This window comes from Bradyrhizobium cosmicum (genome assembly GCF_032290525.1).
Lineage (GTDB): Bacteria > Pseudomonadota > Alphaproteobacteria > Rhizobiales > Xanthobacteraceae > Bradyrhizobium > Bradyrhizobium cosmicum_A.
This window is the reverse complement of sequence record NZ_JASXTA010000004.1, coordinates 389,474-405,552: the sequence shown is the minus strand read 5'-3', so window position 1 is coordinate 405,552 and position 16,079 is coordinate 389,474. Positions and strand designations below refer to the sequence as shown.

The 16,079-nt window shown below is 65.0% G+C and carries 16 protein-coding genes; 5 read left to right on the top strand and 11 right to left on the bottom strand.

Annotated features, from left to right (window positions below; genetic code table 11):
* Window positions 1-20 precede the first annotated feature (20 nt).
* The 3 genes from QSV46_RS10345 to QSV46_RS10335 all read right to left on the bottom strand — a co-directional run bounded on the left by QSV46_RS10345 (window position 21) and on the right by QSV46_RS10335 (window position 2,986).
* Window positions 21-998, bottom strand: a complete 978-nt coding sequence (locus QSV46_RS10345; protein ID WP_314949925.1) for a tripartite tricarboxylate transporter substrate binding protein — start codon at window positions 996-998, stop codon at window positions 21-23.
* Between the two features lie 73 nt (window positions 999-1,071).
* On the bottom strand, window positions 1,072-1,977 hold the full coding sequence (locus QSV46_RS10340) for a VOC family protein (RefSeq protein WP_314949923.1): 906 nt from the start codon (window positions 1,975-1,977) through the stop codon (window positions 1,072-1,074).
* A gap of 16 nt (window positions 1,978-1,993) precedes the next feature.
* Window positions 1,994-2,986 carry a zinc-dependent alcohol dehydrogenase family protein gene (locus QSV46_RS10335; protein ID WP_314949921.1) on the bottom strand — a complete coding sequence of 331 codons (993 nt, stop codon included), beginning with the start codon at window positions 2,984-2,986 and terminating at the stop codon, window positions 1,994-1,996.
* 111 nt (window positions 2,987-3,097) lie between these two features.
* On the opposite strand from QSV46_RS10335, the gene QSV46_RS10330 reads away from it, so the two are divergent.
* From QSV46_RS10330 to QSV46_RS10320, 3 genes are all read left to right on the top strand, one after another.
* Window positions 3,098-3,799 (top strand): FCD domain-containing protein, encoded by a 702-nt coding sequence (locus tag QSV46_RS10330; RefSeq protein ID WP_314949919.1) that lies wholly within the window; start codon window positions 3,098-3,100, stop codon window positions 3,797-3,799.
* 97 nt (window positions 3,800-3,896) lie between these two features.
* Entirely contained in the window at window positions 3,897-4,760 is an 864-nt protein-coding gene (locus QSV46_RS10325; RefSeq protein WP_314949918.1) for a fumarylacetoacetate hydrolase family protein, read from the top strand.
* 9 nt (window positions 4,761-4,769) lie between these two features.
* Window positions 4,770-5,375: an amino acid synthesis family protein gene (locus tag QSV46_RS10320; protein ID WP_314949916.1), complete on the top strand. Its 606-nt coding sequence runs from the start codon at window positions 4,770-4,772 to the stop codon at window positions 5,373-5,375.
* Window positions 5,376-5,385: 10 nt separating this feature from the next.
* Here the strand turns inward: QSV46_RS10320 and QSV46_RS10315 are convergent, their stop codons facing one another.
* Window positions 5,386-6,213: an MBL fold metallo-hydrolase gene (locus tag QSV46_RS10315; protein WP_314949914.1), complete on the bottom strand. Its 828-nt coding sequence runs from the start codon at window positions 6,211-6,213 to the stop codon at window positions 5,386-5,388.
* 94 nt (window positions 6,214-6,307) lie between these two features.
* Between QSV46_RS10315 and QSV46_RS10310 the strand changes: the two genes are divergently transcribed.
* Window positions 6,308-7,153: a LysR family transcriptional regulator gene (locus QSV46_RS10310; protein ID WP_314949912.1), complete on the top strand. Its 846-nt coding sequence runs from the start codon at window positions 6,308-6,310 to the stop codon at window positions 7,151-7,153.
* Window positions 7,154-7,166: 13 nt separating this feature from the next.
* Here QSV46_RS10310 and QSV46_RS10305 read toward each other — a convergent pair whose 3' ends face one another.
* The 6 genes from QSV46_RS10305 to QSV46_RS10280 form a co-directional block, all read right to left on the bottom strand.
* On the bottom strand, window positions 7,167-7,853 hold the full coding sequence (locus tag QSV46_RS10305) for a hypothetical protein (RefSeq protein WP_314949986.1): 687 nt from the start codon (window positions 7,851-7,853) through the stop codon (window positions 7,167-7,169).
* Between the two features lie 274 nt (window positions 7,854-8,127).
* Window positions 8,128-8,586 (bottom strand): hypothetical protein, encoded by a 459-nt coding sequence (locus tag QSV46_RS10300; protein ID WP_314949910.1) that lies wholly within the window; start codon window positions 8,584-8,586, stop codon window positions 8,128-8,130.
* 30 nt (window positions 8,587-8,616) lie between these two features.
* Window positions 8,617-12,033 carry a CHAT domain-containing tetratricopeptide repeat protein gene (locus tag QSV46_RS10295; protein WP_314949908.1) on the bottom strand — a complete coding sequence of 1,139 codons (3,417 nt, stop codon included), beginning with the start codon at window positions 12,031-12,033 and terminating at the stop codon, window positions 8,617-8,619.
* Between the two features lie 374 nt (window positions 12,034-12,407).
* Entirely contained in the window at window positions 12,408-13,373 is a 966-nt protein-coding gene (locus tag QSV46_RS10290) for a tripartite tricarboxylate transporter substrate-binding protein (protein WP_314949906.1), read from the bottom strand.
* A 164-nt stretch (window positions 13,374-13,537) separates the two neighbouring features.
* Window positions 13,538-14,299, bottom strand: coding sequence for a hypothetical protein (locus QSV46_RS10285; RefSeq protein WP_314949905.1), 762 nt, complete (start codon window positions 14,297-14,299; stop codon window positions 13,538-13,540).
* Window positions 14,300-14,314: 15 nt separating this feature from the next.
* A complete protein-coding gene (locus tag QSV46_RS10280) occupies window positions 14,315-14,503 on the bottom strand; it encodes a hypothetical protein (RefSeq protein ID WP_314949903.1) in 189 nt (62 codons plus the stop codon).
* Window positions 14,504-14,758: 255 nt separating this feature from the next.
* Between QSV46_RS10280 and QSV46_RS10275 the strand changes: the two genes are divergently transcribed.
* Window positions 14,759-15,736 (top strand): DUF2336 domain-containing protein, encoded by a 978-nt coding sequence (locus QSV46_RS10275; RefSeq protein WP_314949901.1) that lies wholly within the window; start codon window positions 14,759-14,761, stop codon window positions 15,734-15,736.
* Here QSV46_RS10275 and QSV46_RS10270 read toward each other — a convergent pair.
* Window positions 15,733-16,077, bottom strand: a complete 345-nt coding sequence (locus QSV46_RS10270) for a DUF1491 family protein (RefSeq protein WP_314949899.1) — start codon at window positions 16,075-16,077, stop codon at window positions 15,733-15,735. The two genes, QSV46_RS10275 and QSV46_RS10270, sit on opposite strands and share 4 nt — an antisense overlap.
* Window positions 16,078-16,079 lie beyond the last annotated feature (2 nt).

The window sequence follows — 16,079 nt, the reverse complement described above, 5'->3', positions numbered from 1 at the left end:
TTGCGCCGCATCGTTTGCGATCAGATCTTCGGGATCTTCGCCCGCTCCACCACGCCCATCCATTTGGCAATCTCCGTCTCGATCAGCTTCTTCATCTCCTCGGGCGAGTTGCCGCGGACTTCGCCGCCGACGGCGGCCTCCAGCCGCTGTTTGATTTCAGGGTCCCTGAGCACGTCAAGCGTCGCCGAATTGAGCGTGGCGATGATGGCAGGCGGCGTTCCCTTCGGTGCCAAGAGGCCGGCCGAGGTGCGCACGTCGTAGTTCTTGATGCCGGCTTCCTGAACCGTGGGGACGTCAGGCAACAATGCGGTGCGCGTCGGCGAGGTCACCGCCAGGCCGCGGATCGCACCGCCCTGGATCTGCGAAGCGAGCAGGACGGGCGTTCCGACGATCACCGGAACCTCTCCGCCGAGAAGCGCGGTGACGGACTGCGCATCGCCGCGATATGGCACATGCACGATCTCGACGCCGGCGGTTGCGTTCAGCAGCTCGCCTGCAAGATGATGCGTGCTGCCGAAGCCGACCGACCCGAAGCTGAGCGTACCGGGCTTCGCCCTGGCCATGGCGACGAGTTCGCCCAGCGATTTTGCCGGGTGATCATTGCGCACGGCAATCACGAGCGCGTAATAAACCAGCGTCGAGATCATCTCGAAGCTTTCGGCCGGCTGGTAGGCGAGGCTCTTGTAGGTCGCCGCGGAAATCGCGTGAGCGCCGGTGACAAGCCCAAGCGTGTAGCCGTCGGGCGCGGCCTTCGCGACCGCGTCCGCCGCGATATTGCCGCCGGCGCCCGGCTTGGCCTCGACGATGATCGGCTGCCCCAGCTTCTTCGAAAGCCCGTCGGCGATGATGCGCGACAGCGTATCGGCTGCGCCGCCGGCAGCAAATCCGTGCAGCAGCCGGATCGGGCGCGATGGATAATTCTCCGCCGACACAGCGGCCGTCGCGAGACAACCGCCAAGCAGAAAAATCGCCGCAGCAAGCCGCTTCATCCCTCGCATGGATGTTCTCTCCCTTTGGTTGATTATCGTTGGCCGCAAGTGCGCGGCGTTGTTCAGATCGAACGCAAAGCCGCTAGCGCGCGAATTCCGTGCATTCAGGCGATGGCGGCAGACCCCAGACATCGCGCGGCAGGCCGACCCAGACCTTCGGCCGCTGCGGACGATCGCGGTGCCAGGGACGCGGGTCGAAATAGCCGAGCTCTTCATCGATCATGCGATCAAGATCGTAGAACAGCTCGATCAGATGCCCATCGGGGTTGCGGTGGTAGACGGCGGTGTTGTGTCCGGGCCCGTGACGGACCGGGCCCCAGAGAATATCGAACTTGTGGCGCGCCAGATGATCGCACGCCTGCTGCATGTGGGCGGCACCGCGCAATTCGAATGCGAGATGATGCAGGCTGCGGGCGGCGCCACGCGCGAAATTCAGCGTGTGATGTTCGTAGCCACTGCGCATGAAGACGAAGCGGTCCTCGACCCAGTCGGAGACCCGCAAGCCCATGACGGTTGCGCAAAACTCCGACGTCGCGAGCGGATCGGGGGTGCGAAGGGCGACGTGGCCGAGCTTGGCGACGGCGAGCGCACCGATCCGCTCCTGCGCGGGCGTCGGTGTCCAGCCCTGGATCAGCTCGAAGCGTGTGCCCTCGGGGTCGCAGAACGACAGCAGCCTGGAAACGCCAGGCAGCGGATCGCTGTGAAGCTCGGGCCGCAAATCGGCCTGCTTCAGCGCGGTGCCAAGCGCCTCGATCTGGACATCGGGAGATATCTCGAAGGCGATGCTCTGCAGCGCGGCGTCGCCGGGCTCAATCACGAGCGAAAGCTGTTCGGAGTCGCTGGCAAGGAACAGGCGGTTGCCGTCGCGGCCGACGAGGCCGAGACCGATCACGGCGCGGTAATAGTCGAGCAGCCGCTCGGGATCGGGCGAGGCGAAGGTCGCGTGCCGCAGCCGGGTGAAGCGTGCGATGGGTGCTTGTGTCGTCATCGTGCAATCCATCCCCTCATGGTGTCATGATGATCTTGCCGAGCGCCGAGCCCTGCTCGAGCAGCGTGTGGGCTTTCCTGACCTCGTCGAGTTTGAGGACCGCCGAGATCGCCGGCTTGATCGCATTGCGGCCAAGCGCATCGATCACGCTGCGCATCAATGCGCGGCGCCCATCGCGATCGTGGTCGTAGATGTGGAAGGAGAAGCAGCGTATCGCCGGGCAGATGTCGAGATGGTCGCGCATCGCCGCCATCAGGTTTGCTTCCGGCAATCCTGCAAAGGCGTTGTAGGACAGCAGCGTCCCCCATTTGCCGAGCGCGCCGAGATAGGAGGTGAACTCCGGCCCGCAGACGTGGTCGAGCACGAGGCCGACGCCCTCGCCGTTGGTCAGTTCGCGGGTCCGCGCCACGACATCCTCGCGGCCGTAGAAGATCGTGTGATCGGCGCCGTTCGCCTTCGCAAACTCCGCCTTCTGTTCGGTCGAGACCGTGCCGATGACGGTCATCTGCGCGAGCTTGGCGAACTGCACCAGCGCGGTGCCAACGCCGCCGGCCGCACCGATCACCAGCACGCTTGCCGGCGCTCGCACATGGTGGCACTCGTGCAGCAGCGCGTAAGCGACCTGATAGTTCGACAGGCACACGGCCGCTCGCAGATCGACAGTGTCGGGCAGCGCATGAACGGCGTCCGCGGGCGCGACCACATAGTCGGCGTAGCAACCGCCACGCTGGGACAGGTCGCGCGCGCTCAGCAGCACCTTCTGGCCGATCGCAAAGCCTTCGACGCCGGGCCCGAGCGCAGAAATGCGGCCGGCGACGTCATTGCCGGGATTGGCCGGCAGCGGCGGCATCCATTTGTAGACGCCGCGCCGGATCAGCACGTCGGGCTGCCCGACGCCGAACGCCTCGGCCCGGATCTGCACCTGGCCGGGGCCGGGCACCGGCACCGGAAGCTCGACCACCTCGAGCGCATCCGGCCCACCCGGCTGACGCACCAGCACCGCTCTCATGATCGACCCGCCTCCCAAAGCCATGTTTTCGAAAATCATACCGTTTACGAAAATTATTGCAAGATGGTCGTTAGCGCGGCATGTTGAGGCATCGATTCATTGGCAGAACCCATGCCCGACGCAGCCATTCGCCCCCGCAAGGAATTCGGCAAGACCATTGCCGCCGACATCACCCATCGCTTGCGCGAGGAGATCATTGCCTGCGGTCTGGCCCCGGGCGAGCCGCTGCGCTTCGACGTCCTGCGTGAACGGTTCGGTGCGAGCTTCACCACGCTCCGCGAGGCGCTGACCGCACTCGCCGCCGAGGGCCTGGTCGACGCGCAGGAGCAACGCGGATTCCGCGTGGCACCGGTCAGCCGCCAAGACCTGGTGGAGGTCACCGACGCCCGCGTGCTGATCGAGGTGGAGTTGATCCGCCGCGCGATCGAGCGGGGCGACGACGATTGGGAAATCGCCGTGATCTCGACGCTGCACAGATTGAAGCGAATCGAGCAGCGCGATCCCGAACATCCGCTACGCGATCCCGAATGGAAGATCGCCCATCGCCAGTTCCATCAGTCGCTGGTGTCCGCCTGCGGCTCGGCAACCTTGCTCGCAATCCGCGCTGACCTGTTCGACCGCGCCGAGCGCTATCGGCACCTGTCGGCGAATTTCCGGCCGCGCCCGCGCGACAAGGCCGGCGAGCACCAGGCGATCATGCAGGCCGCGATCTCGCGCAATGCCGATCTCGCCGTGCAACTAATCGAGACGCATATCCGCTCGACCGCCGACAACGTCGCGACATACGCCGCGCACCTGCTCGATACCGAATAGGCCGCACCGGCACTTTCGAACGCTGCGGGCTTGCATCTCGCGCGATTTTCGAAAATACTACACAAGATCGAAAATATGAAACCCTTGGGGCGAAACCATGAAGTTGCTGTCGTTCTTGGACGGAAATCGGGAAAGCTGGGGCGCCGTTGTCGAAAGCGGCGTGGTGGATCTCGGCCGCGCCCTGCCCCAGTATCCGACGCTCGCGGATTTCCTCGGCAGCGACGACTACGGGCGGCGCGAGGCCATCGTCGCCGGGCACAAGCCCACGATGGCGCTGAGCGACGTCAAATATCTGCCGGTGATCCCGCGCCCCGAGAAGATCGTCTGCGCCGTGCGCAATTATCTCGACCACCACAATGAAGCCGTGGCGTTCGGCATGAAGCGCGAGATCACGGAGTTTCCGCCGATCTTCCTGCGGGTCTGGCGCTCACAGGTCGCGCACGACGCGCCGGTGATCCGGCCGAAGGTCTCGGACAATTTCGACTGGGAGGGCGAGCTTGCCGTGGTCATGGGCAAGGGCGGCCGTCACATCAGCCAGGCCGACGCCTGGAGCCACGTGGCAGGCTACTCCATCTACAACGACGTCAGCGTTCGCGACTGGCAGCGCCACGCCCAGCAGATCGCCTCCGGCAAGAACTTCGTCGGCACCGGCCCGTTCGGGCCCTGGCTGGTCACGCCGGACGAGATCGGCGATCCCACCAAGCTGAAGCTGGAGACGCGCGTCAACGGCGCGGTGGTACAGTCCTCCGACACGTCGATGCTGATCTTCTCGATTCCGCGGCTGATCGAATATTGCTCGACCATTTTCGACCTCGTTCCCGGCGACGTCATCGCCACCGGCACGCCGGCCGGCGTCGGCTTCACCCGCAAGCCGCCGGTCTTCCTCAAGCCCGGCGACGTGGTCGAGGTCGAGATCGAGAACATCGGGGTGCTGCGCAATCCCGTCGTGGACGAAGCCTAGAGCCGGCGCATGTCATCCGAAAAAACGTCGTATGACGTCCGCAAGACCGCGCTCAGCGTCGAGACGATCTGGCACGAGCGCGGTCCCCGGCTGGAGAAGCCGCTGCTGGTCGGAACCGCCATCGCGGTGATCCGCAATCCCTTCGCGGGCCGCTTTGAACCTGATCTGATGCCGTTTCAGGCGTCCTTGCGGGAGCTCGGGCGCGCGCTCGCAACGCAGCTGATCGCACAGCTTGGCGGAGCGTCGCAGATCGAGGCTTATGGCAAGGGCATCATCATCGGCGACGACGGCGAGCTCGAGCATGGCGCTGTCTGGCATGAAGCGGGCGGCCAGGGCATGCGCGAGGTGCTCGGTCAACCCAAGGGGCAGCCAAAGGCGATCGTTCCGGCGGCAAAGACCATCGGCGGCCCGGGCACGCGCCTGATGGTCCCGCTCGGCCACATCCACGCCGCCTATGTCCGCAGCCATTTCGGCACCGCCGAGATGACGCTATGGGACGCGCCGCGGCGCGACGAAATCGCCTTCGGCCTCGTGATGGCGACCGGCGGCCGCCCCCACGCGCGCATCGGAGGCCTCAAGGCATCCGAGATCTCGGTGCACGACGGACAGCGTTGACGAACCGCACTCAACGCCCGCCGCAGCGGCAGCTTTCGTAATCCACGGGATCGTGGCTGTTGACGATCGTCACACGATCGCCGTGGTTCAGCTTCAGCGCGCGCAGCCGCGCCTGATTGGCGATCCGCTGCTTTCGGTCCATGTCGCCCTTGCGCTGGAAATAGCCCAGCATCAGCGGCACGCGCGGCGATGCGGCGAGCTGGGCGTGGTGGAAGTAACTGTCGCCAGCGTGCAGCAGCCATTTGTCCCCTGATCGCACTGCGATGCCGCAATGGCCGAGCGTGTGGCCGGCGAGCGGGATCGTCAGGATGTCGGCTTCCCTGTCGCCGAGCGCGCGCACGCCCTTGAAGCCGAACCAGTCCTCGCCGGCCTCGCCATAGAATGTCCAGCCCGGTCCATGGCTCCACTGCCCGGTGACGTAGCGCCCCACTGGCGGCGCGGGCTTGCGCAGCACCGCCATGTCGTATTCGGCGCGATGGACGTGGATCGCGGCATGGGGGAAATCAGGCACGCCGCCGGCGTGATCGCGGTCGAGATGCGTCAGCAGCACGTGGCGAACATCCGTGGGCGAATAGCCGAGCGCCCTCACCTGCTGCACGGCCGTCTCCGCCGGATCGAGTTTTGGCGCGGTCTGGCGCAGCCATCGCCGCCCCAGCCGGCCCGGTGCCGCGATATCGCCGAGACCGATGCCGGTATCGACCAGGGCCAGCCCGTCGTTCGTCTCCACCAGCAGGCAATGGCAGACCAGGCGGGCGCGCTGGGACAGGCCGCCGGTGCCGTTCACCAGGCGGCGGCCGATCGGGCACATCGTGCCGGTGTTGAGGTGATGGATCTTCATCGCGCGTTCCTGCCTGTTGTGACAGGCGCGTTCTTGTCACGGGCCGATCCATAGGTAAAATACTGAATATCAATAGTATCTCTAGGCATATCCTATGGACATCCGCGAGCTTCGCTACTTTGCCGCCGTCTACCGCGAACGCAATCTGACTGCGGCGGCGCGCGCCTGCTTCGTGTCGCAGCCGTCGATCTCGACTGCGATCACCCATCTGGAGGCCGAACTCGGCACCACGCTGTTCATCCGCCACAAGAAGGGCGTCGCGCCGACCGCCTCGGGCGAGAAGTTTCACACCCTCGCCCGCCGCATCATCGATGAGACCGATGCCGCGCGCAGCCTGTTCAAAAAGCCGAACACGAAGACCAATGTGACACTGGGACTGATGCGCACGCTCGACGTGCCCCGGACGATCGCGCTCTTGAAGCCGCTGACGGCGCGCAACGACATCGCGCTCCGCCTCGTCGGCAGCGACGAGCGCGCCGATGCGCGGATCATCTCGAAGAGCATGCTGCGCGCCGACGAGCACTTCGTCGCGCTGTGGAGCGAGCGCTATGTCGCGGCCCTGCCGCCGGGCCATCCGTTGACGCTGAAGGAGAAGCTTCGGACCGCCGACCTCGCCGGTGCACCGATGATCGACCGCTGTCATTGCGAGAGAAGCGAATTCTTCGGCCGGACGTCACAACGAAGGCAGACCGCGGCGATCGCGCAATCCGAAGACTGGGCGATGGCGCTGGTCGCCGCCGGCGTCGGCATCGCCATCGTCCCGGAAGGCGTGGCGCGCGGCAATCCTGACGTCGCGGTGCGCGAGATCGAAGTCAAGGTCAGGCGCGAGGTCGGCATCGCCTACCGCGCATCCGTGCCGCTGGCGGATGCGCTGAAGGATTTCGTCGGGCAGCTTCAGAAGCAGCGGCGCAGGCCGGAGCGAGCCGGACGACCGGGCTGAAAGGCTCGACCGGCTATCCCAGCAGGCCCTTCAAGCCGGCGTAGATGGAGCCGACGGCCGTCGCGGCGATGCCGGCCAGCGGCCCAACAGTCTGCATGAGGTCCTGGATCAAACGAGCCCTGCGACGCAACTGTTCCTCGCCGACATGCTGTCCAAGCAAGCGCGCCATCCTGAAGGCAAATGCGTTCGGCTTGCCTCCATGAGCAAGCACACGCGGTAGCACCTGGAAGATCAAGACACCCAAGATATTTCCGGAGACGAACGCCAACAGGATGCTCGCCCCGTATTCGAACACTTCCCGCCATTCAATCCAGACTGCCGGCAGGATCGGGACGCGATCGTGGATTCCCGTGACCGTCAGCATCGCCAGGATGCTGACGCTCGCGGCCAGGAACGCCAGCAGGAACGCCCCCATCGCCGAAACCCTGTGCAAGGGATAGGCGACGAACCCGAAGAGCAGCGGGATGACGATCGATGCAATCCGGAGCGGAATCGGGGACAGGTTGAAGGCGATGGTCACGAGGACATGCGCCGCGGTCAGCAACCCCGCCGGGATCACCACGTAGAGCAGCGCATGAGTTCCGAAATAGCGCAGCGGATTATTGTATCGCTCAAGGCGGACATTGACGCGGTCTAGATCGCGCCTGAGCTTGTCCAGTTCGGAAACGATGTCGTCAATCTCGAGAAGCGTTGGCCGCACAACGCGCAAGTCCCGCGAGCAGTGCTTGCACGCGATGGCTTCGTCCTTGATCGTCTCGGCGCAGAACGGACATTCCATCGTCAGCGCGACTTCCGGCGGAGCATGATGGCCTCGATCTCGCCTCTGGCCCGCTTCAGCTCGTCACGCAGCTGATCTCGCTTGTGCAGGAGATCGTCACGCTCCGCGATCAGTGTCGCCGGGACGGCGATGTCGCGCGCGCAGGCCGCGCAAACCAGCGCACCATCCGCATTCGCAGATTGGCAGAATGGACATATCATTTGGGCGCGACCTTCAGCGTGAAGATGGTCGTGCCCGGCCTGCCATCGCTATCCTTGATGTCGACCCGAACCGTGTACTCACCCGGTGGCAACTCCGCGTCCTGCATGTTGATGCCGTCGGACTGAACAAACGGCTTCACCCGCGAAGTGAGATCGACATTCGGCGTTCTAAGAAAGATCACCTTCACCGACTCCGGATCAATCTTTGCCCCTCCATACGACTCGAATTTCAATATGAGCCGCATGGGCGAGCTGACGGAGTCGGCCGGCGCGACAAACTCCACCTTTGGACCGCGCATGATACCGCGCCGGTCCGCCGCGATCGCCCCCTTTGGAGGCGGCAATTTGGCCTCTTCTTCCGTGATGAAAGGTGTCGCTCGCGATGCGCCCGAAAACAACAGACCTGCACCAAACAACCCCAGCAGTACATGACGCTTCATTGTGAATTCACCCATCCCCTCGCCTGCCCCCTCCGCTCCCGGCGATCAACGTACGCCGCCATCGCCAATGATCGTGTACGGCGCCCAGAACAGCGGATGCGCATAGGCAAACTCAGTTTTGCCTTCGCTGTTGAGATAGCCGGGTCCATCGACGAGGGCCATTGTCGCCTCGCGCAACGCTTGGCTCCGTGACAGCTTCGGATCGTCCGCCTGCCGCTTGAACAGGTCGGTCACCAGTTGCCGCGCTGATTGCGAGTGCACCGACCAGTTCGTGACCAGCAACGCGCGCGTCCCGGCGTAGAAGAACGCGCGGCCAAGCCCCGATGCCGCCTCGGCACCAGCACCAGCCCCTGCACCGGTGTTGCAGGCCGACAGGATGACCCAGTCGGCATCGAGCTTGAGGCTGAGAATTTCCTCCATAGTCAGGAGGCCGTCGCCGCTCTCTCCGGTCACCGTCGGGGATGACAAGGCCAGCGCCGGCTGCGTCAATCCGTTGAGCTCGCCCGGAACCAGACCGTGGGTCGCAAAGGCCAGGATTTTGAAGCCGGAAAGATTCATGGTTTTGACCGCGCTCTCGGTCGCGCTCTTGCCAAGGAACAACACTTTCGAGGGATCCGCCTGCAGCGCCAGCGCGATCGACTTCAACTCGTCCGCCGTGTCGGGTAGGCGGGGCAGCAGACCGAGCTCGGCACTGTCGACGCCTTCCAGCTTCGGACTGTTGCGCCGCTTCAGCGGCCCACCGCGCATCACGCTTGCGCTGGCGTCGGCGACCTGAACCTTGGCCTCGCCGCCTTCCCCCTCGGCGTGCTGATCCCTGTTGAAGTAGGGATCGCCGAACGCCACGAGATCGCCGCGGCCGGGCTTGCCCGGCGGTAGCTGGCGCAGCGTACGCAGCGCCGCGGCCGATGGGACCGTCGACACGGCATGGGTTCGCGCGAGCCATGGAACGTTGCGATAGCCGATGAACAGCGGATCCTCGTCCTCGGCCACCTCCGCGGGTGCTGTCGGCAGCAAGGACAGCGGCAATAGGCCCAGTGCGCCGTTGGTCACAACAATCAGGTTGCTGGCCGGCTTCCACCCGCTCTCGACCGGCTTTAGCAGCAGCTCGTACAATTCGTAGCCGAGCTTGAGGTCAAACGGCGGAATATCGGAGATCATCGCAGCCGGCGGCTCCAGCGCCTCGCGCAGTTTGCGAATCTTGGTCTCGATGTCGCCGATCTTCGCCTTGACGGCAGCGAATGCCACCGGGCCCGACCTCGGCACGGCCCAGACGAAGCTGGCGCTCTGACCGAAATAGAAGGACAGCATCGCCTCGTTGTCGCCGAGGGTCGCGCGGATTTCGGCGACGGTCGGGGGCTTCGGCGAGACGAGATCGGCATAGCTCGGAAACTTCCGCTTGATCTCCTGACGCGCCTTGTCGCGCTCCCCGCGCAGGGACACGATCGAGGCCTGGATCTGCTGAACACCCTTCTCGTCGCGCTCAGCGGAAGGAAGTGCGAGCACATTGTTGAGCGTGCCGAGTTGGGCATTGACCTGCTTGGTCAGGTCCTGCTCCTTGCGCACGAGCTCGGCCAGCGCCGGATCCTTTGCCGCCGCCCGGGCACTGGAGGCAGCAAGCGCCTGCTGCACCGACCGGCCGCGGACGGCATCGGCAAGACCAAAGGTTTCTTCACCAATCCCGCCGGCTCCGTCGGCGCGCCCGAGCAGCAGAAGATAGCTTTCGACGATTGCCTGTAGGCGCTGGCTGCGCGCGGCGACCACGCTTGTGTTCTCGTCATCCGCATTTTCGTTGGCGCTCGCCATCAGGACCGGGATGGCCGCCTTGAATTCACGGATCGCGTCGGCATCGCGCCGCGCCCGCATCAAGCCGACCGCCAGCGTACCGCGCGCCGAAGCGGTATCGAAATGGTTTTCGCCGACGCGTCCAATCTGCTTCTTCACCAATTGCTCAGCGGCGGCGATACCTGCATCCAACTGCCCGGCGCCGTACAGCGACATGATGCGGGACGGGTTCAACTCGAATGCCTGGCGGCGCTGAGGCTCCCAATTGGCGATCGCCTTGTCGATTCTCGCAAACATCTCGCCCGCTTCGGCGTTCTTGCGCTGAAGCGTCAGAATGCCCGCAAGCTGCGAGAACAATTGTACTGTCGCCTGCGAATCCTCGGGCACCCCGACCGTCCTGTTGATCTCCAGCGCGACACGACCGAGCTTCTCGGCTTCATCGTAGCGGCCTTGATCGACCAGGATGCTCGCCAGCCCCATCACGAAGCGCGGAGTGACGGGATTGTATTTGCCGGTGTCCTTCAGCCGCGACAGCAGCGCACGGCGCGCGTCGACTTCGGCTTCGGCGAGCCTCCCCTGCCTTGCCTTCATGCGGGCCTGATTCAACACCATGCCGTCGATGGCTTGCAGCAGAATGGTTTCCGCCGGCGGGTTGTCCGCCGCCAGGATTGCCTTTGTGCTCGACCGCTTGCGCAGCTCCGCGGTGCGATAGGCCGCCTCTGCCTCCGCAAACTGGCCGCGCGCCTCGAAGATCTGGGCACGGGAGATCTCCAGCTCGCTTTCCCAGCTCTGGCCGAATTTGGCATAGGACGCCCGCCAATTGGGATGGCCGCTGGTTCGCGCCTCCTGAATCGCGGTCAGGCTCCGGCGCATATACGCTTCCGCCTGCGCCACGTCGCCCATCTGGATGAGAACGGACGCGATCCCACGGTTGGTATTGAACTGCAATCCCTTGGCGCCCGGCATGCTGGCCGATTCGCGCAGCAGCCTTTGCATGATGTCGAGCGAACGCTTCGGATCGCCCGCAAGGGAGTGCTGCAGTGACTGGAGCTGCATCATCCGCCCCAGCATGTTCGGGCCGACGAGCCCGCGCGCCGCGTCAACGGCCTTGTCCGCATCGGCGATGGATTCGGCGAGCCGGCCAAGCTGCGCGCGCGCATTGGCGCGATCAAAATAGAATTGTGCGAGATCCTGGCGCGACTCCTTGCCGATGGGTGCAGCATCGGCATCTGACCTCAGCTCTGCCAGCATCTTCTCGTCAGGCTTCTCGCCGTCGAGGACAGTGGTGATGTCTGCGATGCTGCGCGGCGGCGCGACGAAGCCCTTCGGCAAAGCAGCCGCCGGATCCAGCTTGGGCGCCACCTCCTTCGGAAGCTCGACCGCAACGTTCGCGCGGCCGTTGGCAGCGTTGAGGGCCGCCATCACACAGGCCCTGACCTGCGGGGATGCCTTGGCGCGGCAGGCCTCTATGTCGGCACCGGCCTTGCGGCCTCCTTGGGCCTGCATGCACGCATGCACGATCGGCTTGCCCACGGTCATCCGGCAGTTCTCGAGCGCCGCCTCCTTGGTCAGCGCGGCGGCTGAACCGGTCGTTCCGAGCAGAATGGCAAGTGCCAGCAGCTTCCGCGGCAGGGTGAATTCCAGATGGATTTCAAACGGATTTGTGGCGTCTAAGCTCATCTTGAAAGACCTTTTGGCCAAAATGACTTGATGCAACGAAATAATCCTATCCTTATGGCTTGGGAGAACAAGCGCCAATCACCGCGGTACCCCAATATGCTTACGAGGGTCGGCGGCGGCAGGCACCGGCTCCCGAGGCTCGAGCGCCGCCGGGGTCAGCGCGCACTGATCACGCTGATTTCAGGATTGCTTGCGGATTGGGGTCGGCCATGCGAGCGCGCTGGACGGCCCGGAATGGAAGGCTGAGGTCTGGAGTGCGGCGGCCGTTTACCGCGCTGCAACGCTCGCACAGGATTCGTCAATCGGGCGAGCCCCGACCGGCGGGTCGGCGGTCGGGCTGCGCGTCTTTCGTCAGCTTCGCAAGCCGCAGCGGCTCAGTCGGCAAACTGGCCGGCCGCCTTGATGATAGGTGCCCAGCGATCGATCTCGCTCGTCAGCACCGCCGCCAGAGCTTCCGGCGTCGCCTTGTCCTGCGCGACCGGCTCCGTGTTGATGTCGTTGAACCGCGCGATCAGCGCGGGATCCTTGAGAGCCGCCTGGAGCGCCGCCGTCAATTTCTGAATCACCGCCGGCGGTGTGCCCTTGGGGGCATAGACACCGTGCCAGACGCCAAGTTCGAAACCCTTGAGGCCGGCCTCGTCGGCCGTCGGCAGGTCGGGCAGGCTCTTCAGCCGCTCCTTGGTGGTGATCGCATAGGCCTTGACCTGCTTGGCCGTGATTGGCCCGGTGGTGTTGGTCGCCTGATCGCAGGTGAGATCGATCTGCCTGCCGAGAAGATCGTTCATGATCGGACCGTTGCCCTTGTAGGGCACCGTGGTGAGCTGCTTCTGGATCGCCGTCATGAACAGCATGCCGCAGAGATGCGATGCCGCGCCGAGCCCGGCATTGGCGTAAGTCAATTTATCGCCTTGCTGCTGGGCGTAGGCGACCAGTTCCTTGAGCGTGTCGGCCGGGAAATCGGGACGCGCGATGATGGTCATCGGCGCATTGGTCACGAGCCCGATCGGCGCAAAGGCCGTCTTCGTGTCATAGCTCAGATTGCGGTACAGCGTGGCGGCGGTCGAGATGCCGACATGATGGATCAGCAGCGTGTATCCGTCCGGCTGGGCGCGCGCGGCGCGGGTCGTGCCGATGGTGCCGCCGGCGCCGGTCGCGTTCTCGACGATGACCTGCTGGCCGAGCGATTTCGCCATGCCTGCCGCGGTCAGCCGCGCGATGGTGTCGGTGGGCCCGCCGGCGGCGAACGGCACCAGCATGGTGATCGGCCTGGTCGGATAGTCCTGGGCGACCGCTGAACCAAGGGGCAGAAGCAGAGCCACCAAGATGGCGATGAAACGCATGTTTTCCTCCGGTTATCGTTTGCCCATTTGAGCGCATTTCCGGCCCCGCTGCCATCGGGAAAACGCGTCATCAAGCCGCGACGGTCGCGATCATGATCGCGGAACCGAGCACGGTCGCTCACGCGACAGCATCGAGGGACGGGACAGGCACCGGGCTTTTGCGATCAGCCCTTCGAGACGACTGCGCGGCCGTAAGGCGGCTGGGCTGCGACCGGCGGGTTGGCGGTCTGGGCGGCAAGCTCGCCGATCAGACGATCGGCGTCGGCGGCCACGCCGTCGGGCGCCTGGATCACCAGGCGTTCCAGCGCCCAGCGATAGGATGCGACGCGCTGCTCGAGGCATTGCTGCACCCACTGGATGATCAGCGAGTTCTCCTGCATGCGTGCGACCGCATCCTCCTTCTCTCTCGGCGAGAGCTCGGAGACGCGCGCCATGCTGGCATTGCGTTTCTTGTCGAGATCGATGACGCGGATCGCCGAGGCGAAGAACGGCTCGAAGCGGGTCGTGTCGTTGCGCACGTCCTCGATCAGTTGGGCATAGCGCGAAGAGTGCGAGCGGTGCGGCTCGTCGATCAGAGTGCGGCCATACATGGTGCGGTCGAACACGACCTTCTGCTGCCAGGGCGACGGCAGCGCCTTGTAGTCGCCGAACACGCTCTTCCACGCCGGCCGCGACAGCGGTGGCTCGATCATGGGATAGGCGAGATCGCGAAGCTGGCGTTCGGCGTCGGTGAGCTGGAATTGCGAGGCCTTCAGGCCGAGGCTGCCGGTGGCTTCCGCCCCTAACCAGCGATGCATGTCGTCGCTGCGCATGCTCTCGCGGGTGCGGCCGAAATCGCCGCCGCTACAGGCGGCGAGGCTCGCGCCCAACAATGCAAGCAGGACGACCCTTAACACAGGCCGGATCTGGCGGATGGATTCCGGCATTGCAAATGCCGCATGCTAGCGGCGCCGACGACGGCGCCCCGGCGCTGTGCCCTGCTCCGGCCCGCGATCGCCGCTGGTTTCGTCGCTCTCGCGCTCGATGCGGATCACGGGGAGAATCAAAATCGTTGCCGTTTCCGTGCGCGGTGCGGCGTCCCCCGACGAGCCTGCCCGGCGACCGGCCGGAAATTCGATAATGGTCCCCATATCAGCTCTCTATCAATTGCCGCGCGACCGAGCGCGCCCCTGCAACGTGCGTTCATTAAGATCAGTTCATGGTTAACGGGATGTAAACGGGCCTGGCGGACCGTAACCGCACGGGCGGCATCGCGCCGTCCCGTTGCGGCACGGCAACGCCCTAAATTGCAGGAGAAACTTCACGGCTCGTTTTCCTTAACGAGGCTTTAAAGGAACCTGCGATAGGCTGGCGGCCGAGTATCTTTTCAGGTCGCGTAACTCTCCATGACCAAGTCGCTGTTTCCCGGATTCGACGGGCTGATGAGCCTCTCCCGTCGCGAAGGCGTGGATGTTCGCCCGACGCTGCTGCGCGTGCTGACCGATCTTTATGTCCAGGCGCCCACCCACAGCGACGACGAGCAGCGCCAGTTCGTCGAACTCGCGACGCGGCTGATCGATCAGGTCGACGACGCGACGCGTTCCTCCGTCAAGGCGAAGCTTGCGATCTACGCGCAGACGCCCGTCCCGGTCTTGCAGAAGCTCGGGCTGGTCGCGGCCCAGGAAGGCCGCAGGGTTCCGCTCGCCCGCGGGATTCCCGCGCCGCCAAAAGCAGCTTCCCCGGCCCGCGCGCAGACCGACGCCGAGCTGCGCGTGGCGGCGAACATGGCCATGCAGCCGAAAGAGGCGGCCGAGATCCACGACATGTTCTTCAGCGCCGATGCGTCCCAACGCGCGCTGGTCCTGCACAATCTGGCGCAGACCCCGCTGAAGGCCGCGCCGCGGATTCCGACCGTGCGCGCCAGGCGCGCGATCCAGATCCTGGAGATGGCGGCGATCGCGGGCGATATCGAGAATTTCACCTTCGAGCTCGGCGACAGCCTGATCCTGCCCTCGCGCGTCGCAGCCCAGATCGTCGACGATGCCGGTGGCGAAGCGCTCGCGGTCGCCGCGCGCGCACTCGACATGCCGAGCCCCAACTTCCAGCGCATCCTCTTATTCTTCAAGCCGGAGATCGGCAATTCGGTCGACGCGGTCTACCGGCTGTCGCGGCTCTACGACCGCCTGAGCGATCGCGCGGCACTGGTGATGCTGGCGGCCTGGCGCGGCTCCACGCTCGCCGTCACGCGCGCAAAATACCAGTCATCGCTGCATGACGACGAACGCCAGCGCGCGCGCGCGGGTGCAAGCCAGACGCGGCCGACCGTGCAGCCCGGCTCCAGCCCGGCGGTGCGGACCGGCACCGACGGATCGTCGGATCGCTAGGTCTTCGCCAGTTCAAGAAAATGCCGGCCCGCGCGGTCTTCGGTCTCGACGATCCAGGCGTCCGGATCGAAGCGGATTTCCTTAATTAGACGCTCCTCGACGGCCTGCTCCGGCATCGGCTGCAAGGCAAGTGGCACGAAGAAGCGATCGACCGGCCGGCCATCGTCATAGGAAGTCTGCGGCGCCGGTACGTAGAGCATCGCGTTGCCATCGAGCAGCGACACCTTGACGAACACCGCGCCCGCCTCCTCGGCGCCGCGACGCCGAACCGCGCCGTACACGCCCTCGGTCTGGCACCGGCGCAAGTAAGCGGAGACCCAGATGTTTGATTTCAAGCGCATGA

Coding starts and splice junctions, on each gene's coding strand:
- QSV46_RS10345 (WP_314949925.1), bottom strand. CDS start 998: ATGCGAGGGATGAAGCGGCTTGCTGCGGCGATTTTTCTGCTTGGCGGT.
- QSV46_RS10340 (WP_314949923.1), bottom strand. CDS start 1,977: ATGACGACACAAGCACCCATCGCACGCTTCACCCGGCTGCGGCACGCG.
- QSV46_RS10335 (WP_314949921.1), bottom strand. CDS start 2,986: ATGAGAGCGGTGCTGGTGCGTCAGCCGGGTGGGCCGGATGCGCTCGAG.
- QSV46_RS10330 (WP_314949919.1), top strand. CDS start 3,098: ATGCCCGACGCAGCCATTCGCCCCCGCAAGGAATTCGGCAAGACCATT.
- QSV46_RS10325 (WP_314949918.1), top strand. CDS start 3,897: ATGAAGTTGCTGTCGTTCTTGGACGGAAATCGGGAAAGCTGGGGCGCC.
- QSV46_RS10320 (WP_314949916.1), top strand. CDS start 4,770: ATGTCATCCGAAAAAACGTCGTATGACGTCCGCAAGACCGCGCTCAGC.
- QSV46_RS10315 (WP_314949914.1), bottom strand. CDS start 6,213: ATGAAGATCCATCACCTCAACACCGGCACGATGTGCCCGATCGGCCGC.
- QSV46_RS10310 (WP_314949912.1), top strand. CDS start 6,308: ATGGACATCCGCGAGCTTCGCTACTTTGCCGCCGTCTACCGCGAACGC.
- QSV46_RS10300 (WP_314949910.1), bottom strand. CDS start 8,586: ATGGGTGAATTCACAATGAAGCGTCATGTACTGCTGGGGTTGTTTGGT.
- QSV46_RS10295 (WP_314949908.1), bottom strand. CDS start 12,033: ATGAGCTTAGACGCCACAAATCCGTTTGAAATCCATCTGGAATTCACC.
- QSV46_RS10290 (WP_314949906.1), bottom strand. CDS start 13,373: ATGCGTTTCATCGCCATCTTGGTGGCTCTGCTTCTGCCCCTTGGTTCA.
- QSV46_RS10285 (WP_314949905.1), bottom strand. CDS start 14,299: ATGCCGGAATCCATCCGCCAGATCCGGCCTGTGTTAAGGGTCGTCCTG.
- QSV46_RS10280 (WP_314949903.1), bottom strand. CDS start 14,503: ATGGGGACCATTATCGAATTTCCGGCCGGTCGCCGGGCAGGCTCGTCG.
- QSV46_RS10275 (WP_314949901.1), top strand. CDS start 14,759: ATGACCAAGTCGCTGTTTCCCGGATTCGACGGGCTGATGAGCCTCTCC.
- QSV46_RS10270 (WP_314949899.1), bottom strand. CDS start 16,077: ATGCGCTTGAAATCAAACATCTGGGTCTCCGCTTACTTGCGCCGGTGC.